General features: G+C 74.1%; 24 protein-coding genes and 1 pseudogene. 17 read left to right on the forward strand and 8 right to left on the reverse strand.

The genetic code is table 11. The annotated features are described in order from the left end of the window. The coding region (locus tag ABQ292_RS09950; protein WP_369205781.1) for a PucR family transcriptional regulator at positions 1-388 on the forward strand (388 nt) is incomplete at its 5' end. Positions 389-456: 68 nt separating this feature from the next. On the opposite strand, the gene ABQ292_RS09955 is transcribed toward ABQ292_RS09950, so the two are convergent. From ABQ292_RS09955 to ABQ292_RS09970, 4 genes are all read right to left on the reverse strand, one after another. After that, a complete protein-coding gene (locus ABQ292_RS09955) occupies positions 457-1,503 on the reverse strand; it encodes an LLM class flavin-dependent oxidoreductase (protein ID WP_369205783.1) in 1,047 nt (348 codons plus the stop codon). Further along, positions 1,500-3,053 (reverse strand): APC family permease, encoded by a 1,554-nt coding sequence (locus tag ABQ292_RS09960; protein WP_369205784.1) that lies wholly within the window; start codon positions 3,051-3,053, stop codon positions 1,500-1,502. Before ABQ292_RS09960 ends, ABQ292_RS09955 begins: the two co-directional genes overlap by 4 nt. Positions 3,054-3,208: 155 nt before the next feature. After that, positions 3,209-3,928, reverse strand: a complete 720-nt coding sequence (locus ABQ292_RS09965) for a PDC sensor domain-containing protein (protein WP_369205786.1) — start codon at positions 3,926-3,928, stop codon at positions 3,209-3,211. Beyond that, complete coding sequence (locus tag ABQ292_RS09970; protein ID WP_369205788.1) at positions 3,925-4,698, reverse strand: FadR/GntR family transcriptional regulator; 774 nt, start codon at positions 4,696-4,698, stop codon at positions 3,925-3,927. The genes ABQ292_RS09965 and ABQ292_RS09970 overlap by 4 nt, the downstream gene beginning before the upstream one ends. A gap of 127 nt (positions 4,699-4,825) precedes the next feature. On the opposite strand from ABQ292_RS09970, the gene ABQ292_RS09975 reads away from it, so the two are divergent. From ABQ292_RS09975 to ABQ292_RS09990, 4 genes are read left to right on the forward strand one after another with little or no spacing between them, the layout of a single operon-like run. Then, entirely contained in the window at positions 4,826-6,316 is a 1,491-nt protein-coding gene (locus ABQ292_RS09975; RefSeq protein ID WP_369205790.1) for a (Fe-S)-binding protein, read from the forward strand. Positions 6,317-6,318: 2 nt separating this feature from the next. After that, on the forward strand, positions 6,319-7,890 hold the full coding sequence (locus ABQ292_RS09980) for an FAD-binding oxidoreductase (protein WP_369205792.1): 1,572 nt from the start codon (positions 6,319-6,321) through the stop codon (positions 7,888-7,890). Then, a complete protein-coding gene (locus ABQ292_RS09985; RefSeq protein WP_369205794.1) occupies positions 7,877-8,242 on the forward strand; it encodes a hypothetical protein in 366 nt (121 codons plus the stop codon). Before ABQ292_RS09980 ends, ABQ292_RS09985 begins: the two co-directional genes overlap by 14 nt. 37 nt (positions 8,243-8,279) lie before the next feature. Continuing rightward, entirely contained in the window at positions 8,280-9,725 is a 1,446-nt protein-coding gene (locus ABQ292_RS09990; protein WP_369205796.1) for a gamma-aminobutyraldehyde dehydrogenase, read from the forward strand. Between the two features lie 79 nt (positions 9,726-9,804). Here the strand turns inward: ABQ292_RS09990 and ABQ292_RS09995 are convergent, their stop codons facing one another. Together ABQ292_RS09995 and ABQ292_RS10000 are read right to left on the reverse strand one after the other, a co-directional pair. Next, a complete protein-coding gene (locus ABQ292_RS09995; protein ID WP_369205798.1) occupies positions 9,805-10,248 on the reverse strand; it encodes an ester cyclase in 444 nt (147 codons plus the stop codon). 50 nt (positions 10,249-10,298) lie between these two features. After that, positions 10,299-11,732: an aldehyde dehydrogenase family protein gene (locus ABQ292_RS10000; RefSeq protein ID WP_369205800.1), complete on the reverse strand. Its 1,434-nt coding sequence runs from the start codon at positions 11,730-11,732 to the stop codon at positions 10,299-10,301. 166 nt (positions 11,733-11,898) lie between these two features. Here ABQ292_RS10000 and ABQ292_RS10005 point away from each other — a divergent pair, with 166 nt between their 5' ends. The 5 genes and pseudogenes from ABQ292_RS10005 to ABQ292_RS10025 all read left to right on the forward strand — a co-directional run bounded on the left by ABQ292_RS10005 (position 11,899) and on the right by ABQ292_RS10025 (position 16,345). Continuing rightward, a complete protein-coding gene (locus tag ABQ292_RS10005) occupies positions 11,899-13,236 on the forward strand; it encodes an MFS transporter (RefSeq protein WP_369205802.1) in 1,338 nt (445 codons plus the stop codon). Between the two features lie 35 nt (positions 13,237-13,271). After that, complete coding sequence (locus ABQ292_RS10010; RefSeq protein ID WP_369205804.1) at positions 13,272-14,645, forward strand: FAD-binding oxidoreductase; 1,374 nt, start codon at positions 13,272-13,274, stop codon at positions 14,643-14,645. Positions 14,646-14,761: 116 nt separating this feature from the next. Then, positions 14,762-15,232, forward strand: a pseudogene (locus ABQ292_RS10015) (copper amine oxidase); the annotation flags it as partial. A 93-nt stretch (positions 15,233-15,325) separates the two neighbouring features. Then, positions 15,326-15,904, forward strand: a complete 579-nt coding sequence (locus ABQ292_RS10020; protein ID WP_369205806.1) for an MBL fold metallo-hydrolase — start codon at positions 15,326-15,328, stop codon at positions 15,902-15,904. 24 nt (positions 15,905-15,928) lie between these two features. Beyond that, a complete protein-coding gene (locus tag ABQ292_RS10025; protein WP_369205808.1) occupies positions 15,929-16,345 on the forward strand; it encodes a PaaI family thioesterase in 417 nt (138 codons plus the stop codon). Positions 16,346-16,382: 37 nt separating this feature from the next. Here ABQ292_RS10025 and ABQ292_RS10030 read toward each other — a convergent pair whose 3' ends face one another. Further along, entirely contained in the window at positions 16,383-17,249 is an 867-nt protein-coding gene (locus tag ABQ292_RS10030; protein WP_369205810.1) for an amidohydrolase family protein, read from the reverse strand. Between the two features lie 199 nt (positions 17,250-17,448). Between ABQ292_RS10030 and ABQ292_RS10035 the strand changes: the two genes are divergently transcribed. Then, entirely contained in the window at positions 17,449-18,015 is a 567-nt protein-coding gene (locus tag ABQ292_RS10035) for a DUF6158 family protein (RefSeq protein WP_369205812.1), read from the forward strand. A gap of 28 nt (positions 18,016-18,043) precedes the next feature. Here ABQ292_RS10035 and ABQ292_RS10040 read toward each other — a convergent pair whose 3' ends face one another. Further along, on the reverse strand, positions 18,044-18,889 hold the full coding sequence (locus ABQ292_RS10040; RefSeq protein WP_369205814.1) for a PaaX family transcriptional regulator: 846 nt from the start codon (positions 18,887-18,889) through the stop codon (positions 18,044-18,046). A gap of 163 nt (positions 18,890-19,052) precedes the next feature. On the opposite strand from ABQ292_RS10040, the gene ABQ292_RS10045 reads away from it, so the two are divergent. The 6 genes from ABQ292_RS10045 to ABQ292_RS10070 all read left to right on the forward strand — a co-directional run bounded on the left by ABQ292_RS10045 (position 19,053) and on the right by ABQ292_RS10070 (position 24,698). Continuing rightward, entirely contained in the window at positions 19,053-20,282 is a 1,230-nt protein-coding gene (locus tag ABQ292_RS10045; RefSeq protein ID WP_369205816.1) for an ABC transporter substrate-binding protein, read from the forward strand. 76 nt (positions 20,283-20,358) lie between these two features. Then, positions 20,359-21,249, forward strand: coding sequence for a branched-chain amino acid ABC transporter permease (locus ABQ292_RS10050; protein ID WP_369205818.1), 891 nt, complete (start codon positions 20,359-20,361; stop codon positions 21,247-21,249). Beyond that, complete coding sequence (locus tag ABQ292_RS10055) at positions 21,246-22,283, forward strand: branched-chain amino acid ABC transporter permease (RefSeq protein ID WP_369205820.1); 1,038 nt, start codon at positions 21,246-21,248, stop codon at positions 22,281-22,283. The genes ABQ292_RS10050 and ABQ292_RS10055 overlap by 4 nt, the downstream gene beginning before the upstream one ends. Then, on the forward strand, positions 22,280-23,071 hold the full coding sequence (locus tag ABQ292_RS10060; protein ID WP_369205822.1) for an ABC transporter ATP-binding protein: 792 nt from the start codon (positions 22,280-22,282) through the stop codon (positions 23,069-23,071). Before ABQ292_RS10055 ends, ABQ292_RS10060 begins: the two co-directional genes overlap by 4 nt. Next, a complete protein-coding gene (locus ABQ292_RS10065) occupies positions 23,072-23,773 on the forward strand; it encodes an ABC transporter ATP-binding protein (RefSeq protein ID WP_369205824.1) in 702 nt (233 codons plus the stop codon). A gap of 7 nt (positions 23,774-23,780) precedes the next feature. After that, positions 23,781-24,698 (forward strand): DMT family transporter, encoded by a 918-nt coding sequence (locus ABQ292_RS10070; RefSeq protein WP_369205826.1) that lies wholly within the window; start codon positions 23,781-23,783, stop codon positions 24,696-24,698.

Below are 24,698 nucleotides of genomic sequence, written 5' to 3' on the forward strand. Positions count from 1 at the left end.
GGGGGGGGGCCCCCCCCGGGGGCCCCCCGGGGCGGGGGGCCCGCCCCGGGGCGCCCGGGCCGCCGGGCGGCCGGTCACCGCCTTCGCCGACCTGGCCGGCCGCGGGCTGGCCGGTCTCCTGGACCCGGCGGCCACCACCGCCTTCGCGGAGGCCGCGCTCGCGCCGCTGGTCGCCGCCGACCGGGCCGGCCCCGGCGATCTGGTCGAGTCGCTGCGGGTCTGGCTCGCCGCGCACGGCCAGTGGGAGCCGGCCGCGGCCCGCCTCGGCGTGCACCGGCACACGCTGCGCAAGCGCATCCGGCGCGCCGAGGAGCTGCTGGGCCGCGACCTCGACTCCCCCGGCGTGCGCGCCGAGCTCTGGCTCGCCCTCCACCCGCCCACTCGGTGACGAAGGACCCCCTCGCCCCCCACCGCTCGCACGCTCGCGGCGGGGCCCTGCGAGGGGGCCGGGCTCCGCTAGGCAAAGGCGGGCATCACCTCGTCGTGCAGCAGCCGCAACTGCTCCTCCACCGTGGCGACGCCGGCCAGCTCGCGGCCGGTGAAGGCCTTGACCATGGCGGCGTCGGTGATGGCGGCGATGAGGTGGTTGACGCCGGCCGGCTCGATCTCCTTGATCTTCGCCGTCACCTCCTCGGGCGTGCCGGAGAACGACAGCTTGTCGGCGAGCTCCGGGCTGGTCAGCTCGATGCCCTTGGCCAGGTCCCCGCCGGCGATCGCGTCGACGATCGGCTTGAGGTCTTCGGGGTCCACGCCGTTGCGCTCGAGCTGCTCGGCGGGCATCGACGAGGCGTAGATGCCCACCATGCTGCGGGCGGCGTCCTTGGCCGCCGCGGAGTCCCGGCCGACGGAGACGACGACCCACGCGCCGAAGTCCAGCGACGTCCAGTCCTTGCCGGCCCGTTCGGCGCCGATCCGCAGGTGCTCGGCGGCGTACTCGTAGGCCCCACGGGTGTAGCTCAGCGCGTGGTGACAGCCGTCGGAGTGCTCGGCGGCGGCCTCGAACGACTTCGGCCCCCGCATCGCGCCCATCTTCACCGGCACCCGCTCCTGCACCGGCCGGGCGAAGGTGAACAGGCCGTCGTAGCGGAAGAACTCGCCGTCGAAGGTGATGGCACCGTCGTCGAGGAACGTCCGGAGCACGTGCACCCCCTCGACGACCCGCGACAGCGGCTTGGTCTTCGTCCAGTCGAGCTTGTACTGCGCGAGCAGGCCGAAGTTGCCGCTGGAGAGCACGACCTCCGCCCGGCCCCCCGTCAGCTCGTCCAGCGTGGCGGCGGCCTGCCCGATCAGGGTGGGCTCGCGGAGGGTGACCGCCGAGACGCTGGGACCCATGCGGACCCGGGAGGTCCGGGCGGCCGCGGCGGCGAACAGCAGCCAGAGGTCCTTGTGCCAGGTCTCGTCGGCCGCGTACACCGCGTGGAAGCCGAGCTCGTCGGCCACCTCGATCGCCCGCAGCGACTCCTCGAGGGGGTAGTCGGGGAGCATGGCATAGCTGAACTTCATCGGATCTCCTCGCTCGCCTGGGCACGGGCCTGCATCGAGGCGCCGCGCCGGATCTGGTGGAGCTGTGCGGCCACCTCGCGGGCATCGCCCTCGGGGATGTGCGCAGAGTGCCGGTCCGGACGGGCGGTGAACAGGTACAGCAGCCCCGTACCGGCGACGACGGCCAGGCCCACGGCCACGATCCAGCGGTCGAGGAAGGTCTCGGTCCCCGGAGCCGGCTTGACCAGCAGGACGATGGCGAAGACCCCGTAGGCCAGGGCCAGGACGTTGACGACCAGACCGGCGGAGCCCAGGTTCCACAGGCCGGCCGGGCGCCAGCCCCTGAGCCGCTGCCGGAGCGCGGCGAGGACGACGGCCTGGAAGGCGATGTAGATGCCCAGCACCGCGAAGGCGGTGACGCGGGCGAGGCTGTCGGGCTGCCAGTAGACGAACAGGCAGATGAGCGCCGGCACCACGCACACGACCAGGAGCGCGTTCGTGGGGACGGCGTGCCGGTCGGAGACGTGCGAGAGCCAGCCGCTGGCCGGGAGCATGCGGTCGCGGGCGAAGGCGTAGAGCAACCGGCTGCCCGCCGCCTGCAGCGAGAGCACGCAGGAGACGAACGCGACCACCGTGACGACGAGGAAGACCTTGGAGCCCACGGTGCCGAGTGCGCTCACCAGGATCGTCGGGATCGGGTCCACGTCCTCCCCCGCCACGATGGCCTGCAGCTGGGCGGCGGGCGCGGCCAGCACGTAGCCGGCGTAGGAGAGGAGGCCGGAGACGCCGCCGACGAGGATCGTGAGGACCATCGCCTTGGGGATGCGGCGGGTCGGGTCGGCGACCTCCTCGGCGACGTCGCCGCAGGCCTCGAAGCCGTAGAACAGGAACAGCCCGGAGAGCGCGGCGGCCAGGAAGGTACCGACGTACCCCGCGTCACCGCCGGCGCCGAGGGTGTCGAAGAAGACCGAGAACGGCTGCTCCCGGCGGAACAGCAGCAGGAAGAGGCCCAGTGCGATGACGCCGATCAGCTCGGCGGCGAGGCCGACCTTGGCGATGCGGGCCAGCATGCGCGTGCCGCTGTAGTTGACGACGAAGGCGATGACCAGCAGCGCGACGGCGGTCAGCAGGACGACCCCCGGGGTGGCCTCGACGCCGAACAGCGCGGCCACGAAACCGCCGCCGAACTCGGCGACCGCGGTGACGGTGACGATGATCGCCCAGATGTAGACCCACGAGACGATCCAGGCGTACCGCCGGTTCCACAGCCGCCTCGTCCACGGGTAGATGCCGCCGGCCAGCGGGTACTGCGAGACCACCTCGCCGAAGACCAGCGCCACCAGCAGCTGCCCGACGCCGACGATGACGATCCACCAGATCGCCGGCGGGCCACCGATCGACAGGCTGTAGGCGAACAGCGAGTACACGCCCACCAGGGGCGACAGGTAGGTGAACCCGAGGGCCATGTTGGCCCACAGGCCCATGCTGCGGTGGAACTGGCCGGTGTAGCCCAGCGCGGCGAGCTGTGCGTCGTCGGCGGTCGGGCCGCCGTGTGCTCCGGGTGGTGTCACCGGGTCTCCTCGGCTCGGTGGCGCGGCGCACCGACGGACGTCGGTGTGCCCCAGGCCACAAGGTCGGCCGGAAACCTATAGAGCCAGAGTTCACAGGACAAGACACCCGGCGGTGACGTCCGGTCTCGTTCTGGTCTCCGGACCCCGGGACCGGGTCAGGCGGTGAGGAGGCGCCCGCCGTCGACGAGCAGCAGCCGCCAGGGCACACCCGGGACCGGCACCTCCGACTCCGGCGTCCCGGCTCCTGTCGGCAGCAGGCTGCCGACGAGGTACCGCGGCGCCGTGGAGAGGACCACCCGGTCCTCGTCGTTGCGCAGGACGAAGGGCGCCGGGAGGCGGCCGAGGGCCCGCAACAGGTGGGTCTCGAACCGACGCACCGGGACGTCGGCGCCGGCCACGCCGACGAACCCGCTCCCGGCCACGACCGGCTCGGTCAGCGTCAGCACGTAGCGCCCGGTGCCGTGGACGTCGACGTGGGGGCCGAAGGCGTGTCGCTGCCCGGTCCGCCGCGGGACGTCGTACCACTCGGTGGCCGTGTAGTCGTAGTAGCCCAGGCTGGTCGGCCGCAGGTCCGGCTCGAGGGTGTGCAGCTCCCCACCGTCCGGGTCGACCTGCCACCACTCCAGCCGCTGCGGCAGGCCCTGCTCGGGCCGGGGCGCGACGACCAGTCCCAGCCCGACGGCGAGTTGCCCGGGCTCGCGCAGCAGCTCCTGCACGCCGTCCGGCAGGACCCACCTCCCGGCCCGCAGCCCGTCGCGCTCGACCGACCGCAGCACCGCCTCGCGGACCCTGGCGACGGTGACGAACACCTGCTCGACGAGGTCGGACACCGCTGCGGCGACCCGCGCGACCTCCTCCGCTCCCCCGAGGGTCACGAGACCTCCCGCTGCGGCGCGGTCAGGTCCCCGAGGCGCTGCAGCCGCAGCTCGATGGCCCAGACCGTGCGGGTCTCGATGTGCGCCTCGGTGAGCGCCCGGGCCCGGGCGGCGTCGCGGTCCTCGATCGCGTCGATGACGGCCCGGTGGCCGGCGACGATGACGTCGAGCAGCCCGGGGGCGTGCGACGGCGGCCACGGCAGCTGGCCGAGTTCCAGGTGCAGGTCCATCTCCTGCATGGTCAGCCGGACCGACTGGGCGCAGGCGGCGAGCTCGATGTAGTACCGGCCGTCGGTCCGCCGCTGGCCGGTCACCGACCCCGCCGAGGCCAGCCGGTCGACGATGTCGCGCAGGCGGGCGATCTCGGTGCGGGAGGCCCGCGACGCCGCGAGGCGCGCCGCCGCCGCCGCGACCGCGCTGTGGACGTCGCCGAGCTCGCGCAGGTCCGTGGTGCCCAGCTCGGCCAGGCGGGCGTCGGCGAGCTCGGTCAGGACGTCGTCCCGCGACCGGACGAAGCTGCCGCCGCCGCGACCGCGGCGGGTCTCGACCAGACCGAGCTTGCGCAGCTCGGCCAGGGCCTCGCGCAGGGTCACCGTGGAGACCTTGAGCATGGTGGCCAGGTCGGTCTCCGTGGGCAGCTGCTCACGGTCGGCCAGGAGACCGAGGGCGATGGCGCTGCCCACCCGGCGGACGACGGCCTCGCTGCGCAGCGCGCCGTCGTCGAGCGGTGCGAAGACGGCGCGCCGGGCGTCACCGCTGAGCAGTTGCACCCTCGCCTCCCGTGACCGTGGTGACCACGAGTGTCCCATCCGCGACCCACGGCCTTAACCGTTGATTCCATAGGTTTTGACCGTTAGCGTGACGCAGACCCAGCCGCCCTGTGACGAGGAGCACCCAGTGACACAGGTCCAGCCCGAGCGGGCTCCGGGAGCAGACGCCCTCTCCGAGCCGTTCACCCCGGGCGCCCCGTCCAACCCGCCCGAGCTGGCGGACTACCCGGAGACGCTCGCCGGTCCGATCCCGCCGCCGAACCAGGACCCGAGGACGGCCGCGTTCGTCGAGCAGTGGCGCAACACGTCCTACAACTGCTTCTCGTCGGGCCACAAGTTCTGCCGCGAGGTCTGCCCGGTCACCCAGGTCGAGCGCAACGAGTCCTGGACCCCCACGGCGTTCCACGCCAACGTCATCGCGATGGAGCGCGGCGAGCTCGACATCGCCGACATCGCCGCCGACTACGTCAACTGCACCCAGTGCGGCGCGTGCGAGCTCCGGTGCCCGAACACGCTGTTCACCGGCGACTTCTACCGGTTCCGCACCCGCACGGTCGACGTCGTCAAGGCGGTGCGCTCCCTGGCCGTGGAGAGCGGCGTGCACCAGCCGAACTGGCAGATCTGGAACGAGCGCACCGACCTGCGCACGCACGAGCCCGTCCTCGGCGAGACGCCGGTCAGCCAGGAGAGGGTGCGCGACTGGGCCGAGGGCCTCGACATCCCGATCGGCGGCGAGACGGTCCTCTTCGTCGACTGCGAGGCCGCCTTCTACCGCACGTCCGTGCCGCGGGCGGTGGCCCAGATGCTGCAGATGGCCGGCTACGAGTTCGGCCTCATGGGCGAGCAGTGGTGCTGCGGCGGGCCGGCGGCCGAGATGGGCTACGCCGAGCAGGCCCAGCGCTTCGCCCGGCACAACCTCGACAACTGGCGGGCCACCGGCACCAAGCGGGTGCTGGTGCTCGACCCGCACGACTACATCAGCTTCACCGAGGACTACCCGAAGTACTTCGGCGAGGAGTTCGACATCGAGGTCGTCCTCGTCATCGAGGTCCTGGCCCAGCTGCTGCGCGAGGGGAGGCTGACCCCCTCGGTCCCGGTCGACCGGGCGATCACGTACCACGACCCGTGCCGGCTCAACAAGCGCAAGGGCATCTGGGCCGAGCCCCGTGAGCTGCTGCGGGCCATCCCCGGGCTGCGGTTCGAGGACGTGGACCGGGTCACCCAGTGGTCCTACTGCTCCGGCGGTGGCGGCGGGCTGCCCGTGGAGAAGCCCGAGCTCACCGCGAAGATCAGCGCGATGCGCCTGGAGCGGGCCGCCGAGCTCGACGTCGACACGCTGGTCAGCGCCTGCCCGTGGTCGGAGCGGCCGCTGTCGGAGGCCGGCGACGCGCAGGACATCGACGTCGTCGACCTGCACGAGCTGTTCGCCCAGTCGCTCGGCATCACCGTGGGCGGCTCCCGGGGCGACGTCGGCGACCGCCGGCTCGCGCAGGAGCGCACCGGCGTCCCGGGCCGGGCCCGGCGGGCCTCCGGCAGCTCACGCGGCGGCTGCGGTGGCGGCGGCTGCGGCGGCGGGTGCGGCAACGGTTCCGGCGGCTGCGGGTGCGGAGGGCACTGACCATGACGACGACCGAACCGACCCTCGGGACGATCGGCACGGCCCCGTTCACCACGGAGCCGATGGACGACGCCCGCCTGGCCACCCTCGTCGCGGCGCTGCGGCCGGTGCTCGCCGACGACCAGATCCTCCTGGCGAAGACCGACCGCTACAACCGCGCCCGGGTGCCCGCGCCCTTCCCGGTGCACCGCTGGTCCGAGCGCGTGCCCGACCTCGTGGTGCTGCCCACCTCGACCGAGCAGGTGGCGGCCGTGGTGCGCATCGCCAACGACCTGCGCGTCCCGGTGGTCCCCCGGGACGGCGGCACCGGGCTGACCGACGGCGCGGTGCCCATGCGCCGCGGCATCGTCGTCGACGTCAAGCGGATGAACCAGATCCACGAGCTCGACCTGGTCAACCGCACCGTCACGGTCGGCACCGGCATCAGCATGCTCAAGCTCAACGAGCGGCTGGCCCAGCACGGGCTCTTCTACCCGGACGACCCGGCGTCCTACCCGTGCTCGCTGGTCGGTGGCCGGATCGGCACCAGCGGCTGGTCGCTGATCGGTTCCCGCTACGGGCACACCCGCGACCTGGTGCTCAGCTTCGACCACGTGCTGCCCACCGGCGACGTGCTGCACGTCGGTGACGGCATCGGGCGCAAGATCAGCAAGAGCTCCAGCGGCTACCAGCTCAAGCACCTGTTCATGGGCCACCAGGGCACCCTCGGCATCGCGACGAGGGCGACGCTGAAGCTGTTCCCCAAGCCGGAGGCCGAGCTCTCGCCGTTCTGGGCGTTCGACAGCTACGACGACGCCCACGCCTGCACCGGCGCCCTGGCCCGGGCCGGGGTGGCCACCTTCGCCGGCGCGGTGCTCTTCGACGAGCACAAGGTCGCCTACCTGCGCCGCGACGACGAGGCCTACATCCCGCAGCCCTCCGACGTCCGGGCGCTGGTCTGCTCGGTCATGTACGGCTACGAGGACGAGGTCCGGGCCGGCGGCAAGCGGCTGTTCCGCATCGCCAAGGAGCACGGCGCCCGCTACCTGGGCGACGAGATCTCCGAGGGCGACTGGGCCGCGCGGCACGACCGCTACGCCACCCCCCTGCACGGCCGCACCAAGGACGGCCAGGTCATCCCGATGTCCTGGCACTGCGAGGACGCCGCGGTCAACTTCTCGAACGTGCCGGCGGTCAGCCGGGCCTGGCACGAGATCCTGGCCGACCTGCGCCGGAAGACCGACGTCTTCGACGACTGGGGGATGTTCGCCTACACGTCGGCGAGCACCGGGGTCGACTACCTGACCGAGATCGACGTCGGCATCTGGGAGCAGCGCCTCGACGACGCCGCCTGGGCGGCCTGGGTGCAGGCCAAGCGGGACATCGCCGCGGTGGCGATCGCGCACGGCGGCTCGATGAGCGCCTGCCACGGGTCCTGCCGCGAGGGCGAGGTCGACCTGCTGCCGCAGGAGCTCGGCAGGGGCTTCGACGTCATGCTCGAGGTCAAGCGGGCGCTGGACCCCAACAACGTCATGAACCCGGGCAAGTACCTGCTCGACCGCGCCTACGGGGAGGACCCCGATGTCCGGCACTGACCAGCCCACCGGACCGGCGGCCACCGCGCCGTACCGGTTCGCCGAGCAGCACACCCCGCCGCCCGCGCTGCGGGCCAGCGAGGTGGCGCAGACGACCTTCGAGCACGTCTACGAGGTCGACCCGCGACTGATGCAGGAGCACGTGCTGCAGCAGGTGTTCCCCAACTGGGACACCCTCCGGATCATGCGCAGCCGCCACGATCACCTCGCGTGGATGCACCGGCACTTCGCCGAGACGGTGGTGACCGGGTCGGAGATCCTCGCCGAGGTCGAGGCCGAGACCGCTGGACGACCGAATCCGCAGGTTTTGAACCCGGAGACTGGACCGTTCGACGGTCCCGAGGCACGATGACGATCGGATCAGCACAGTCGAACGAGAGGGACCTGCGGTGAGCGAGAAGCTCGAGCTGCGCAACTTCGTCGGTGGGGAGCACGTCGACGCCACCGACGGTCACCGGATGGACCTGGTGGACCCGGCCACCGGCGAGGTGTTCGCCTCCGCCCCGGTGTCCTCGGCCGAGGACGTCGACCGTGCCTACAGCGCGGCGGCCGGCGCCTTCCCGGGCTGGCGGGACGCCACGCCGTCGGAGCGGTCCCTGGCGCTGTACCGCCTCGCCGACGCCATCGAGGCGCACGGCGAGGAGCTGGTGGCACTGGAGAGCCGCAACACCGGCAAGCCGCTCGGGCTGACCGCGAGCGAGGAGATCCCGCCGATGGTCGACCAGATCCGGTTCTTCGCCGGCGCCGCGCGCAACCTCGAGGGCAAGGCCGCGGCGGAGTACATGGCCGGGCACACGTCCTTCATCCGGCGCGAGCCGGTCGGGGTGATCGGCCAGGTGACGCCCTGGAACTACCCGATGATGATGGCGGTCTGGAAGTTCGCGCCCGCGATCGCGGCCGGCAACACCGTCGTCCTCAAGCCCAGCGACACCACCCCGGCGACGACGCTGCGGATGGCCGAGCTGGCCGCGGAGTTCCTCCCGCCGGGCGTCCTCAACGTGGTCTGCGGCGACCGCGACACCGGCCGGGCCCTGGTGGAGCACCGCACCCCGCAGATGGTCTCGATCACCGGGTCGGTGCGCGCGGGCATGGCGGTGGCCGAGTCGGCCGCGCGCGACGTCAAGCGGGTGCACCTGGAGCTCGGCGGCAAGGCCCCGGTGGTCGTCTTCGACGACGCCGACCTCGAGGCCGCCGCCGAGGCGATCGCGGTCGCCGGCTACTTCAACGCGGGGCAGGACTGCACCGCCGCCACCCGCGTGCTGGCCGGGCCGGGCATCCACGACGACTTCGTCGCGGCGCTGTCCGAGCAGGCGCGCAACACCCGGACGACGTACGAGGGCGGCGCCGGTGACGAGGACGCGCTCGTCCCCCCGGTGAACAACGCCAACCAGCTCGCGCACGTCACCGGCTTCCTCGACCGCGCGCCCGACCACGCCGAGATCACCGCCGGCGGCCACCGCCAGGGCGACCGCGGCTTCTTCGTCGAGCCCACCGTCGTCGCCGGGCTCCGGCAGGACGACGAGCTGGTGCAGCGGGAGGTCTTCGGCCCGGTCATCACCGTGCAGCGGTTCTCCGACGAGGAGCAGGCCCTCGCCTGGGCCAACGGCGTCGAGTACGGGCTGGCCTCGAGCGTCTGGACGCGGGACTTCGGCCGGGCGATGCGGATGAGCAGGGCCCTGGACTTCGGCTGCGTCTGGATCAACACGCACATCCCGCTGGTCGCCGAGATGCCGCACGGCGGCTTCAAGCACTCCGGCTACGGCAAGGACCTGTCGATGTACGGGTTCGAGGACTACACCCGCATCAAGCACGTGATGGCCAACCTGGAGAGCTGAGGCGCCCGGCTCGTCGATCATGGAGTCGTTGCCGCCCCGCGCAGCGTGTCGGCGCGTGTCGGCGGCAACGACTCGATGATCAATCCGTCGGCGGGGCCAGCCGGACGGCGTCCAGGGCGACGAGCGCGCCGAGCTCGTCGGCGACCATGACGATCTCGCTGATCCGGCCGCCGGTGAGCGTCAGGACGTCGATCACCCGCAGCTCGAGGCGCCGGCCGGTCGGGGGCAGCGGGCCGGCCGAGGTCTGCAGCGGACCCACCTGCCGGCCGCCCATGCGGAAGGCCACCGCGACCCGGTCGCCGTCCTCGACGACCGAGACGACCTGGCGCTCGACCTCCTCGAACGTGCCCTGCACGGCGCGCGCCCGGGCGACGAGGTCGGCGACGGTGAGCGACTGCCCGTTGACCGTGACCGGGTCGGTGTACAGGGACCGGAAGGCGTCCTCCGCGGCCGGCCCGTGGGGCAGCGGATCGCTCCACAGCTGCAGCAGGCGCTCGACGTCGAAGGTCGTCGTCCCGGTCATCGCCCCATGGTGGCCGCCTCCGGAGGCGGCCACCAGGGGCGGCGCCACGGTCAGACGGAGATGCCGGTGAGCACCAGGACGCGCTCCTCGGTGAGGTCCTCCATCGCCGCGTGCACGCCCTCGCGGCCGGTGCCGGAGTCCTTGACGCCGCCGTAGGGCATCTGGTCGGCGCGGAAGCTCGGCACGTCACCGACGATCACGCCCCCGACCTCGAGCACCTGCGCGGCGCGGAAGGCCACCTGCAGGTCGCGGGTGAAGACGCCGGCCTGCAGCCCGAAGCGGCTGTCGTTCACCCGCGCGAACGCCTCGTCCACCGAGTCGACGGTCTCGAGGACGACGACCGGCCCGAAGACCTCCTCGCGGGACACCTTGGCGTCGGCCGGGACGTCGGTGAGCACCGTGGGCGCGTAGGAGGCGCCCTCGCGGGTGCCGCCGGTGAGGACCCGCGCGCCGGCGGCCACGGCGTCGGCGACCCAGCTCTCCACCCGCCGGGCGGCCTGCTCGTCGATCAGCGGGCCGACGTCGGTGGCGTCGTCCGTGGGGTCGCCGGTGACCAGCTTGCCCACCGCCTCGACCACCCGGTCGCCGAGCGCCTGCGCGACGGCGCGGTGGGCGAACACCCGCTGCACCGAGATGCAGGACTGCCCGGCCTGGTACATGGCGAAGGTGGCTATGCGGGAGGCCGCCCAGCCCAGGGCCACGTCGTCCTGGTCGGGCGCGACGACGGCCGCGGCGTTGCCGCCGAGCTCGAGGGTCACGTGCTTGCGCGGCGCCGACTCGCGGATCGACCAGCCGACCGGCACCGAGCCGGTGAACGAGACGACCGGCAGCCGCGGGTCCTGCACCAGCTGCGCGGCCACCTCGTTCGGCACCGGCAGCACCGACCAGGCGCCGGCCGGCAGGTCGGTCTCGGCCAGGACCTCCCCGAGCAGCAGCGCGGTCAGCGGCGTGGCCGGTGCGGGCTTGAGCACGATCGGCGCCCCGACCGCGATCGCCGGGGCGACCTTGTGGGCCACCAGGTTGAGCGGGAAGTTGAACGGGGCGATGCCCAGCACCGGGCCGCGCGGCACACGACGCACCAGGGCCAGGCGGCCGGTGGCCGCCGGGTCGGTGTCCAGCCGCTGCAGGCTGCCCGACCAGCGCCGGGCCTCCTCCGCGCCCCAGCGGAAGGTCGACACCGCGCGGGCCACCTCCAGCCGCGCCCACTTGAGCGGCTTGCCCGACTCGGCGGTGATCAGCGCGGCGACCTCCTCGCTGCGCTCGGCCAGCCGCCGGGAGACGGTGTCGAGCGCGGCGGCGCGCACGTGGGCCGGCGTCGCGGCGTACTCGGCGCGGACCGCCTCGGCGGCGGCGACCGCGGCCTCGACGTCCTCGGCGGTGGCGGTCGTGGTCGTCCCGGCGAGGGCGCCGTCGTGCGGCGAGCGGACCTCGAGCACCTCGGTGCCGGTGACCGGCCGGCCGGCGACCCAGTAGGGGGTGGACATGCGCGCCTCCTCAGGAGTGGGAACCGCCCGAGCGTCGTGGACGCCGTCTCCCGAGAGCGAGAGCCAGAACGTCCATCCCGCACCCACCCGGACGCCGACCTGGCACGCGTCCCCGCCTCTCTACCGTTGCCCGCGCACACCCGCACGGACGTCGTCTGGAGGAGCCGTGACCCACACCGAGACCGACCCGGTCGGGAGGAGCGCGCTGCGCAAGGTCGCGTGGCGGCTGGTGCCCTTCCTCGGGCTCCTCTACTTCGTCAACTACCTCGACCGCACCAACATCGGCTTCGCCAAGCTCACGATGAGCGAGGACCTCGGCCTGACCGAGACGATGTTCGGGCTGGCCTCGGGGCTGTTCTTCATCGGCTACCTGTTCTTCGAGGTGCCGAGCAACCTGGCGCTGCACCGGTTCGGCGCCCGCCGCTGGATCGCCCGGATCATGGTCACCTGGGGCGTCGTCGCCAGCGCCATGGCCTTCGTCGACTCGGCGGGCTGGCTCTACGCGCTGCGCGTCCTGCTCGGCATCGCCGAGGCCGGCTTCTTCCCCGGGGTGCTGCTGTACCTGACCTGGTGGCTGCCGCGCGCGCAGCGGGTGCAGCTGATCGGCGCCTTCCTGGTGGCCGTGCCGCTCTCCTCGGCGCTCGGCGCGCCGTTCTCGGGCGCGGTCATCCAGTACGGCGACGGGCTGTTCGGCCTCGAGGGCTGGCGGGTGATGTTCCTCGTCGAGGGCCTGCCCGCCGTCCTGCTGGGCGTCGTCTGCTGGTTCTACCTGACCGACCGCCCCGAGGACGCGAGGTGGCTCACCGCCGACGAGCGCGGCTGGCTGGCCCGGACCATCGCCGCCGAGGGCGCGACACCCGGCCGGGAGGCCTCCCCCTGGCGGGCGATGGCGAACCTGCGGGTGGTCGGCCTCGGGTTCGTCTACTTCGGCGTCGTCTACGGCCTGTACGCGGTCTCGTTCTTCCTGCCCACCGTCGTGGCCGGCTTCGCGGAGCGCTTCGACGCCACCTACTCGATCTTCGAGACCGGGGCGATCGTCGCGGTGCCCTTCCTGGCCGGCGCGGTCACGATGGTGCTGTGGGGCCGGCACTCCGACCGGACCGGCGAGCGCCGCTGGCACCTGGCCGTGCCGGCGGCCCTGGGCGGCGTGACCATCCCGGTGGCCCTCTACCTCGACTCGCCGTTCACCGTCATGGCCGTCATCACGCTGACCGCGGTCGGCATCTGCTGCGCGCTGCCGGTCTTCTGGCACTTCCCGCCGCTGTTCCTCACCGGCGCCGGGGCCGCGGCGGGCATCGCGCTGATCAACTCGCTGGGCAACACCGCCGGCTTCGCCGCCCCGTACCTCACCGGCTGGATCTCCGACGCCACCGGCAGCATCCGGCCGGCGCTGTGGCTGGTCGGCATCGCCATGCTGCTCTCGGCGGCCGGCGCCCTCCTGCTGTCGCGGGGCCGGACACCCGTCGCGGCGACGGCGGGCGGGCGCGACCCAGTGCTTGACTGACGGCCGTGACACAGGCTCCTGCGCGCGAAGGTGTCGTGGCGGCGCTCCTGGCCGCCCTCCCCGCCGACCGGGTCCTCGGCGACGACGACGTCGTCCGCTCCTACGTGCACGACGAGGCCGAGTGGGCGCCTTTCGGCACCCCGCTCGCGGTGGTCCGCCCGCGGTCCACCGCCGAGGTGCAGGCGGTGGTGCGCGCCTGCCTCGAGCACCGGACGCCGGTGGTGCCCCGCGGCGCCGGCACCGGCCTGTCCGGCGGCGCCAACGCCGTCGACGGCTGCGTCGTGCTCTCCACCGAGCACATGCGCGACGTCGTGGCGATCGACCCGGTGGAGCGCTACGCCGTGGTGCAGCCGGGCGTGGTCAACGACGACCTCCGGGCCGCCTGCGCCGCCCAGGGGCTCTGGTACCCGCCGGACCCGGCCAGCTCGCCGTGGTCGACCCTCGGCGGCAACGTGGCCACCAACGCCGGCGGGGTGTGCTGCGTGAAGTACGGCGTCACCCGCGACTACGTCCTCGAGCTCGAGGTGGTCAACGGCCTGGGCGAGGTCGTGCGGCTGGGCCGCCGGACCGCGAAGGGCGTCGTCGGCTACGACATGGTCGGGCTGATGGTGGGATCGGAGGGCACGCTCGGCGTGGTCACCGAGGTGACCGTGCGGCTGCGCCCGGCGCGGGAGCCGGAGCGGACCGTCGTCGGCTACTTCGACTCCGTCGTCGACGCCGGGCGGGCGGTCGAGGCCGTCGGCGCAGCCGGGGTGACGCCCTCGGCGCTCGAGCTGGTCGACCGGCACTGCCTGGCCGCCGTCGACGAGTGGAAGAACATGGGCCTGTCGCTGGAGGCGGCCGTGGTGCTGCTCGGCCGCACCGACGCCCCGGGCCCGGCCGGGGACGCCGAGGCCGAGGCGATGCTGCGCTGCTTCGAGGCCGGGGGCGCCACCTGGGCCGCGGCGTCGACCGACCCGGCCGAGGCCGAGGCGCTGTTCTCCGCGCGCCGGCTGGCCTACCCGGCGCTGGAACGGCTGGGACCGCTGCTGACCGAGGACGTCTGCGTGCCCAAGGCCGCCGTCCCGGAGATGCTGGCCCGCATCGAGGCCGCGGCCGTCCGCAACGACGTGCTCATCGCCAACATCGCGCACGCCGGCGACGGCAACCTGCACCCGCTGCTCATCACCCCGCCCGGCGACGTCGAGGCGCGGGCGCGCGCCCAGGTCGCGTTCGGCGAGATCATGCGCGACGCGGTGGCGCTGGGCGGGACGGTGACCGGCGAGCACGGCGTGGGCCTGCTCAAGCGCGACGGCCTGGCCCACGAGCTCTCCGCCGAGGTGGTCGCCATGCAGCGGGCGGTCAAGGCCGCGCTCGACCCGCACGGGATCCTCAACCCCGGGAAGGTCTTCCCGGACCCGGCCCCGTGAGCGCCGGGGACCGCTCCCACGCACGTCGAGGTCGCCCGGCCGGCACCGGCGCCGAGGTGCCGGCGGCCGGCTGACCCCGCTGACCCCGCTGACCCCGCTGGTCGGAGGCCCAGCGGCTCACCGACGCCACCGTCGGGCGGACCTGGCACGTCGTCAACCCGTCGAAGACCAACCGGCTCGGGCAGCCGGTGGGCTACGCCCTGCACCCGGAGAACGGCCCGGTGCTGCTGGCCGACGAGGGGTCCTCCATCCACGAGCGGGCCGCGTTCTCGACGAGGAGCCTGTGGGTCACCGCGTACGATCCGGCCGAGCGGTATCCGGCCGGCGACTTCGTCAACCAGCACCCGGGGGACGGCGGGCTGCCGGCGTTCGTCGCCGACGACGCCCCGCTGGAGGACACCGACGTCGTGCTGTGGCACACCTTCGGGTCGACCCACTTCCCGCGGCCCGAGGACTGGCCGGTCATGCCGACCGGCTACTCCGGGTTCACGCTCGAGCCGGTCGGCTTCTTCGACCGCAACCCGGCGCTGGGCCTCCCGCGGTCGGCCTCGTCGCACTGCGTGACGGACGGGGGCCACTGCGGGTGACGTCCTCCGTCGCCCGTCCCCGGCCGGGGGCAGCAGCCCCGGCCGGGGAGCCACCGGTCGCTGGCCGGGTGACCTGCGGGTTACGGTCCGCGCGTGGCCGACCTCTCCCGCACCGCCCGCGTCGACGTCCTCGTCGAGGGCTACGCCCGCCTGCCGAACGTCGCCGGCACGGTGAGCCTGGTCCGCGACGCCGGCCGGGTCGTCGTCGTCGACCCCGGCATGGTGGCCGACCGCGAGCTGATCCTCGCGCCGATGCGCGCGCTCGGCGTCCGGCCGGAGGACGTCACCGACGTCGTCCTGAGCCACCACCACCTCGACCACACGCTCAACGTGGCGCTGTTCCCGGTGGTCCCGGTGCACGACTTCCAGTCCGTCATCGAGGGCGACGTGTTCACCCAGCGCCCGGCCGACGGCGTCGACCTGAGCCCGTCGATCCGGCTGCTGGCCACGCCCGGGCACACGCCGCAGGACGTCACGACGCTGGTGGGCACGGCCGACGACGTCGTCGCCCTGACGCACCTGTGGTGGACCGGCGAGGGTCCCGCCGACGACCCCTACGCCCCCGACCGCGAGGAGCTGCGGCGGCAGCGGGAGCGGGTGCTGGACCTCGCGACCCTGGTCGTCCCCGGCCACGGTGCGCCCTTCCGCCCGGGGACCTCGACGCCGCGCTGAGCGGGCGGCCGTAGGGTCCCGGGGGTGACCGCGGAAGCGCCGGCCTGGTTGCCGTCGGACCTCGCCAGTGCCCTGGACGAGAAGCTCGGCATCGAGATCACCGACTGGGACCCCGACCACGTCGTCGCCCGGATGCCCGTGGAGGGCAACACGCAGCCCCACGGCCTGCTGCACGGCGGTGCCACCTGCAGCCTGGTCGAGACCGTCGGGTCCTACGCCGCGGCGCTGCACGCCGGGCCCGGTGCCACGGTCGTCGGGATCGAGCTGAACGCGAGCTACGTCGCGGCCGTGACGTCCGGCTGGGTGACCGCGGTCTGCACGCCCGCCGGCGCGCAGCTGCCCCTGTCGACCTTCGTCATCGAGGTGGCCGACGACCGCGGCCGGCTGACCGCCAGCGCCCGGCTGACCTGCATGGTCAGGCCGGCCCGCACGTCCGGCTGAGCGACCGGCCGAGGAGCCACACCGTCACCGCCTCCCGTCACGGGACCGCGGGCGCCAGGTCGGCGTACACCCGCAGCGCGTTCCCGCCGAGCACGAGCGGGACGACGTCGTCGGGCAGGCCGAGCGAGGCGACCGCCCGGGCGTTGACCGCCTGCCCGGGGACGCCCGGCCAGTCGGTGCCGTAGACGAACTTGCGCGCCAGGCGGCCGAGGTCGAAGCGCGCGTAGTACTCGGGCAGCCGCTTGGGCGGCAGACCGGAGAGCTCGATCCACACGTTGGGCCGCGAGACGGCGAGGAAGGCCGCCGCGTCGTACCACCAGCCGCGGCCGCCGTGGGCCAGCACCACGTGCAGGTCGGGGAAGTCGCGCAGGACGGCGTCGAGCAGCTGCGGGTCGGCGTAGGCGTTCGTCGACCCGGGGAAGCTGCTCGTCCCGCAGTGCACGACCAGCGGGACGCCGCGCTCGACGAGCACGGCGTAGGCCGGGTACATCGCCGCGTCGTCGGGGCGGAAGCCGCCGTGCACGGGGTGGATCTTGAGTGCGGCGGCGCCCAGGTCGAGCTGGCGCTCCAGCTCGCGGGCGATCGGGAAGTGCAGGTGCGGGTTGACGTTGGCGACCGGCCGGAACCGCCGCGGGTTGTGCTCCACGATCGGCAGCAGGTCGTCGAAGAGCTGGTAGCCGGTCGCCTTGGGGCTGTACTCGCAGAAGAGCAGGGCGACGTCCACGCCCTCGTCGGCGAAGAGGCGGTCGAGCGCCGCCGGGTCCGGCGTCCCGTCGGCGCGCCAGACCTCCTCCAGGACCCCCGGCCGCCCGAACTGCCGCGCCCAGTCGACCCACGCCGGCGTCAGCGACGACAGCCGGGGGACGTGGACGTGGGCGTCCACGAGGACGTGCCCGTCGAGCATGCGGTGGTCCTCCCGTCCCGGACGCCCGGAGCGCCTACGTCACCACCTTAACGTCCTACAGTGACGCGTCGTCGGGCCAACCGACGTGTAGCCCGTCCGGGGTCCCCCGCGTGCGGGCAGCACGGCGTGCTGACAGCCGCACGGGCCAGGAGCACGATGCGACCCGGGCCACGGACCCGCGCCGAGCGGAGGAGCAGTCATGACCGAACGACCGGGCGTCCCGGCCCGCGAGCTGTCCGACGAGGACCTGGAGCGCCAGGGGGTGCACGCGCACGCGATGCGCCACTGGGTGTTCCTCCACGGGACCGCCGAGCAGTTCCGCACGCACACCGAGCGGATGCTCGAGCTGGAGCAGGAGTACCTGCGCCGCCACCCGCAGCGCACCTGGCAGGGGTCCGGGGGCGACACGGTCACCCCCTCGCGCGACGACCGGATCCGCGACCTCGTGCAGACGTTCTCCCGGGCGGTCACGTCCCTGCTCGACGAGGAGCCCGCCCCGGCCACCGCCGACGGCTCTGCCCGCAACGGCTCCGCCCGCGACCCCGAGGAGGCCCAGGCGGCGCTGCTGCGGCGCTTCGCCGAGGCGCCCGGCGGCCGGCTGCACAAGCTCGAGGCGCACCAGATCGCGCGCCAGCTGGCCCCGGACAGCCACCTGGTCGCCCGGCTCTACCGCCAGGACCCGCCGCTGCTGCAGGCCGATCGGGACATGCGGGTGCTCACCGAGGCGGGCCGCTCCTGGCTGGCCGCGCACGCCCCGACCGCCTGAGGGCCCGGGACCGGTGGCTCCGGGCCCCTCAGCCGTCGCGGCTGAGCTCGCGCCAGGCCGCGTGGGCCCGCGGCGCCCAGGCGGCGTGCCGCTCGCGGAAGACCTCCGCCGCCCGGTTGCCGCTCCACCGCGGCGGCAGCAGCTCCCGCGGCAGCCCGGGGTCGAGGAGCGGGAACCGGCGCCACTCCTGGACCAGCCGCACCTGGGCGACCAGCGCCTGCCGGTCCGTGCGGGGCCGGCGGCTCCCGACCAGCTCCAGGAAGTCCTCGTAGCGGCCCTCGATCGCGTCGAGGTCCCACGCCGTGCGCGTCAGGGACCGCTCGTCGCCGACGGCGCCGGCCTCGGCGACGAACGACCAGCTGCCGGACAGCAGGCCCAGGTCCTCGAGCACCCGGCGGGCCGCCTGCTCCCGGTCGATGCGCGGGGTGACCCAGGTGGTCGTGTCGATCGACCCCAGGCCGGCCCAGCCGAGCTGCGTCCGCAGCCGCTGCCGCAGCGGGCGCGCGTTCTCCGGCACGCCCACCGCGAGCACCAGCCAGCGCCCGTCCCAGGAACCGTCCTCCGCCGCGAACCCGTAGATGCGCTCGGTGCCCTCGCGCAGCAGCGCCGTCCCGGCCTCGGTGAGCGACCAGCGGGTCTCCCGGCCGACCCGGCTGCCGGCGATCCACCCGCTGTCCGCGGTGCGCATGATCGCCTGCCGGGCGGCCTTCTCGGCGACGTCGAGGTCGGCCAGGAGGTCGATCAGCGTCGCCGTCCACACCGGGGCGCCGCTGGGCAGCACGAACTCACCGAGCACCGTGAGGAGCAGGCTGCGCGCACTGGCGGCCCCCAGCTCCTGGCGCCGCGTCACGACCGGCCCCTCGACGAGTTCCACGCACACATCGTGACACCCCGACCACACCCCCCTCGCGGTCGACGACGAGGGTCCGGCCCCCGGGCGCGCGGGTGTGAGCCTTGACACAATCGACGGGCCCGCTACATGCTCTGCCACCAACAGACGTGTCGCTGTAGCACGTCCTGACTCGACGGAGAGTTGCATGACGGTGCACGGCCTGCCCCGGGGACGGCTGCTCGGTTCGCTCGGCGCGGTGGCGCTGCTGTCGGCCACGACCGCCTGCGGTGGCGGGAGCCTGGGCGGTGGCGAGGAGTCCGGCGGCGAGGGTGACGGTGGCGGCGGCGGCACCATCCGCGTCGGCCTCGTGATCCCGCAGGCCGGCGTCTACACCCCGCTCGGCGAGGACATGCAGCAGGGCTGGGACCTGTGGCTCGAGCAGAACGACAGCCGGATGGGCGACTACGAGGTGGAGACCGTCGTCGCCGACGAGGGGGAGGGCCCCGACACCGGCGTGCCCGCCATCCAGCGCCTGCTCCAGGAGGAGCAGGTCGACGTCGTGGTGGGCATCGTCAACTCGGCGACGGCCCTCGGCGCGGCCGACCAGTTCACCGAGGCGCAGAAGCTGCTGATCGTCGCCAACGCCGGGGCGGGTGCGATCACCGGCGAGGCCACCTCCCCCTACGTCTGGCGGACCTCCTTCACCAACGCCCAGGTCGCCGCGGCCATGGGCCAGCACCTGGCCGAGGAGGGCGTCGGCCCGGTCTACGTCATGGCGCCGGACTACGCCGCCGGGCAGGAGGTCGTCGCCGGCTTCACCGAGGCCTACGAGGCCGGCGGGGGGACGGTGGCCGGCCAGGCGCTGACCCCGTTCGGGACCACCCAGGACTACCAGCCGTTCCTCTCGGGGATCCGCGAGTCCGGCGCGGCCGCCACGTTCGTCTTCTACTCCGGCGCCGAGGCGGTCAGCTTCGTCCAGCAGTACGACTCGTTCGGCCTCAAGGCCGACATCCCGCTGTACGGCTCCGGCTTCCTCACCGAGGGCAGCGTCCTGGAGGCCCAGGGGCCCTCCGCCGTCGGCGTGCAGACGACGCTGCACTACTCGACGGAGATCGACAACGAGGTCAACACCGACTTCGTCGAGGCCTACGAGGCGGCCTACGACGAGCCGCCGACGGTGTTCGGCATGACCACCTACGACACGGCCAACGTGCTCGCCGACGCCCTCGCCGAGGCGGGGGGACTCAGCGGCGAGGAGCTGTCTGCCGCCCTCGAGGGTCTCGGCGAGATCGAGGACAGCCCGCGCGGCCCGTGGAGCTTCAACGGCCAGACGCCCGAGCAGAGCATCTACCTGCGCGAGGTGACCGACGAGGGCGGGACGCTCGTGAACAGCGTCGTCACCGATCTGGGCACCTTCCCCCAGCCGGGCAGCTGAGCCCGGTGTCCCGGTCGTCCCCGTCGCCGCCCTCCCCCGCCGCCGCGGCGGGGAGGCCGGGAGGAGGCCGCAGACCGTGATCGGCTGGTTCGACCAGAACCTGGTCAGCATCCTCAACGGCTTCGCCATCGGCTCGCTGCTGTTCATCCTCGCCGTCGGCCTGTCCATCGTCTTCGGCATGATGGACGTGCTGAACCTCGCCCACGGGGCGCTGTTCCTCGTCGGCGCCTACCTCGCCTGGAACCTGCTCTCCGACGGCGCGACGTGGGGTGGGTTCCTCGCCGCGCTGGGGATCGCCGCGCTCGTGGGGCTGCTCGCCGGCGGCGTCCTGTCGGTGATGACCGAGCCCCTGGCCCGGCGGCCCATCCTCGACCAGGCGCTGCTGACGCTCGGGGTGTCGCTCGTGGTCGCGGAGGTGCTGTCGATCGTCTACGGCAACGACGCGCTCTCCGTCGGCGCACCGCCCGGGCTCGCGGAGAGCGTGTCCTTCCTGGGCCGCTCCTACCCGGCCTACCGCCTGGCGCTCATCGGGGTCGGCCTGGTGCTCGCCGCCGTCGTCTACGTCGTGGTCGAGCGGACCTCGGTCGGCGCGCTGGTCCGCGCCAGCGTGGCCGACCGCGAGATGGTCTCGGCCATGGGCATCGACAACCGCAAGGTCAAGGTGGCCGTGCTCGGCATCGGCTCCATGCTGGCGACCGTGGCGGGGGTGCTCGGCGCGCCCGTCTACGGCGCCCGGCCCGGACTCGACGACACCATCCTCATCCTCGCCCTCGTGGTCGTCGTCATCGGCGGGCTCGGCTCGGTGAAGGGAGCGCTCGTCGGCGCCCTCGTCATCGGGCAGGTGGAGTCGCTCGGCCGGGCGCTCCTGCCCGACGTGGCCTCCTTCATCCTGTTCGGCACCCTGGCACTGGTCCTCGTGCTGCGGCCGCGCGGGCTGTTCGGCCCGAGGAAGCTGGCGGGGACGTGAGCGCCGCCGTGGAGTCCACCGTGGCCGACACCCCGGTGTCCGCCGACCGGCCCGACGGGCGACGGCGTCCCCCGCCGCTGCTGCGTGCCCTCCCGGCCGTCCTCGCCCTGGTGCTGCTGGCCGCCGCGCCGTTCTTCCTCGCCCCGTTCGCCACGACGGTGCTCGGCCGCGTCCTGGTGTTCGCGCTGTTCGCGGTGAGCCTCGACCTCCTGGTCGGGGTCACGGGCCTGCCGTCGCTGGGGCACGCCGCCTACTTCGGCGTGGGTGCCTACACGGCCGGGCTCGTGTCCGTCCACGTCACCAGCGAGGGGGTGGTCCCGGTCCTGGCCGCCGGGCTCGCCGGGGCGGTCGCGGCCGCGGCGACCGGGTGGCTGGCGGTGCGCAGCAGCGGGGTCTTCTTCCTCATGCTCACCCTGGCCATCGGCGAGATCGTCTTCCAGCTGGCCACGACCCTGGACTCGGTGACCGGCGGCTCCAACGGCCTCTACGGCATCCCGGCCGTCCGGCTCGGGGGCACGCCGCTCACCCTCGCCGGGTACGTGTACTGGTTCGTCCTGGCGGTGACGGTCGCCGGCTTCGCCTGCCTCTGGCTGGTCTCCCGCTCTCCCGTCGGCGGCGTGCTGCGCGGCATCCGCGACAACGAGCCCCGCATGCGGTCGCTCGGGTACTCCCCGTTCCGCTACAAGTACGTGGCCTTCGTGATCGCCGGCGCCTTCGCCGGGGTGGCCGGTGGCCTCTTCGCCGCGCAGGTCCGCCTGGTCACGCCGAGCGAGGCCGGCTTCACCACCGGCGCGCTGGCCCTGCTCGCGGTCGTCCTGGGCGGGGCGGGCTCGCTGTGGGGGCCGGTGCTCGGCGCCGCCGTCGTCGTCCTCGTCCGCGACGCCCTGGGCCCGACCCTCGACGGGCACGGCCCCCTGGTCCTCGGCATCGTCTTCGTGCTCGCCGTCTACCTGCTGCCGCGGGGCTTCGCCGGCCTGGCCGGGGTCTCCGGCGCCCTGCGGCGCCGGCGCGCGGCCCGGGGAGGGGCGACGTGAGCGGGGCCCTGCTGTCCCTGTCGGGGGTGAGCCGGCACTTCGGCGCGCTCACGGCGGTCGACGACGTGACCCTCGACGTCCCGGCCGGCGCGCGCCACGCGCTGATCGGTCCCAACGGCGCGGGCAAGAGCACCCTGTTCAAGCTGGTGACCGGCAGCATGCCGGTGTCGGCCGGGCGGGTGTCCTTCGCCGGCACCGACGTCACCCGGCTGCCGGAGCACGCCCGGGCCCGGCTGGGGATCAGCCAGACCCTGCAGCACTCCAGCCTGTTCACCTCGCAGACCGTCGAGCAGAACGTGCTGCTCGCCGCCCAGCGGCGCCGCGGGTCGCGCGCGTCCCTCGTGCCCCGGCGGCAGGCCGCCGCCCGGGAGCGGGTCGCCGCCCTGCTCGCCGACGTCGGCCTCGGGTCCCGCAGCGGCAGTCCCGTGGCCGACCTGTCCCACGGCGAGCGGCGGCAGCTGGAGGTGGCCGTCGCCCTGGCCTGCGACCCGCAGCTGCTGCTGCTCGACGAGCCGGCGGCGGGCATGTCCCCCGCCGAGAGCGCGCGGCTGGTCGAGCTGGTCCGGGCGCTGCCGGAGTCGATCACCGTGGTCATCGTCGAGCACGACCTGGACGTCGTCTTCGCCCTGGCGCGGTCGGTGACCGTGCTCCACCTGGGCCGGGTGCTGCTGACCGGCGCCCCCGAGCAGGTGCGCGCCAGCCACGCCGTGCAGGAGGCCTACCTGGGCACCGGCCGGGAGGCCCTGTTCACCGACTCGGCCGGACCGGCCTCCCTGGGGGTGAGCTGAGTGCTCGAGGTCCGCGGACTCGAGTCCGGGTACAAGCACAGCACCGTGCTGCAGGGCGTCGACCTCGACCTGTCCGACGGCCGGGTGCTCGGCGTGCTCGGCCGCAACGGCGTCGGCAAGACGACGCTGGTCAACACGCTCATGGGGCTGGTGCGGGCCTCCGCCGGCACCGTCCGGCTCGGCGGCGTGGACCTCACCGGCCGCCGCCCCGACGTCGTCGCCCGGGCCGGGGTGGCCCTCGTGCCGCAGGGGCGGCGGGTCTGGGCGCCGCTCACCGTGACCGAGCACCTCGACCTGGCCGCGCGCCGTGGCCGGGGGCGCGGTCCCTGGGACACCCGCCGGGTGGTCGAGCTGCTGCCGCGGCTCGGGGAGCGCCTGCGGCACAGCGCCGGGCAGCTCTCGGGCGGGGAGCAGCAGATGCTGGCCATCGCCCGGGCGCTGCTGACCAACCCGCGGCTGGTGCTCATGGACGAGCCGTCGGACGGGCTCGCCCCCGCCGTCGTCGACGTGATCGGCCAGGTCGTCGTCGGCATGAAGGCGGAGGGCGTGACCCTGCTGGTGGTCGAGCAGGACCTGCACCTGGCCTTCGCCGTCGCCGACGAGATCGCGGTGGTGCAGAAGGGCCGGATCGTGCACCGCTGCTCGACGCCGGAGTTCCGCAGCGACAGCTCGGTGGCCCACCGGCTCCTCGGCGTGGCCTGACTTCCCCGTGACCGACCCCGGCCGGTCGCGCCTGCAGCGGCTCGGTGTGCCCGCGCTCTTCGTGCTGCTGTGGAGCACCGGCTTCGTGGGCGCGCAGTACGGCCTGCCCTACGCCGAGCCGCTGACCTTCTTGGGGCTGCGGATGGTGATCGCCGCGTCGCTGCTGGCGCTGCTCGCGCTCGCCCTGCGCGCGGCCGTCCCCGCCCGGCCGGCGCAGTACGGCCACTCCGCGGCGGTCGGCCTGCTGCTGCACGCCGGCTACCTCGGCGGGGTCTTCGTCGCGATCTCGCTCGGGACCCCGGCGGGCGTGTCGGCGGTCGTGGTCAGCCTGCAGCCGGTCCTCACCGTCGTGCTGGCCGGGCGGGTGCTCGGGGAGCGGACGGCGCTGCGCCAGTGGCTCGGCCTCGCGCTCGGGGTGGCCGGCGTGGTCGTGGTCGTCTGGCCGGGACTCACCGCGGCGGCCGGGCGGGCCGGGGCGCTGTCGACGCCGGGCCTGCTCGCCTGCCTGGTGGCGCTCGCCTCGGGCACCGCCGGCACGGTCTACCAGAAGCGGTACGGCGCCGGGGTCCCGCTGCTGTGGGGCACGGCCGTGCAGTACGCGGCCGCGGCGGCGGTCCTGCTGCTGGGCGCGGTCGCGACGGAGCGGATGACCATCCGGTGGACCGGCGACTTCGTGCTGGCGATGGTCTGGCTGGTGCTGGCACTCTCCCTCGGCGCGGTCCTGCTGCTGATGCTGCTCCTCCGGCGGGGCACGGCCGCCGAGGTGTCCAGCCTCTTCTACCTCGTGCCGCCGGCCGTGGCCCTCGAGGCCTGGCTGCTGTTCGGGGTGGTCCCGCCGCCGGTGTCGCTGGCCGGCGTCGCGGTCACCGCGCTGGGCGTCGCCCTCGTGGTCGCGCCGCGCCGCCGGCCGGTCGCGGTCGGTTGA

It is taken from the genome of Geodermatophilus maliterrae, assembly GCF_041018925.1.
GTDB lineage: Bacteria > Actinomycetota > Actinomycetes > Mycobacteriales > Geodermatophilaceae > Geodermatophilus > Geodermatophilus maliterrae.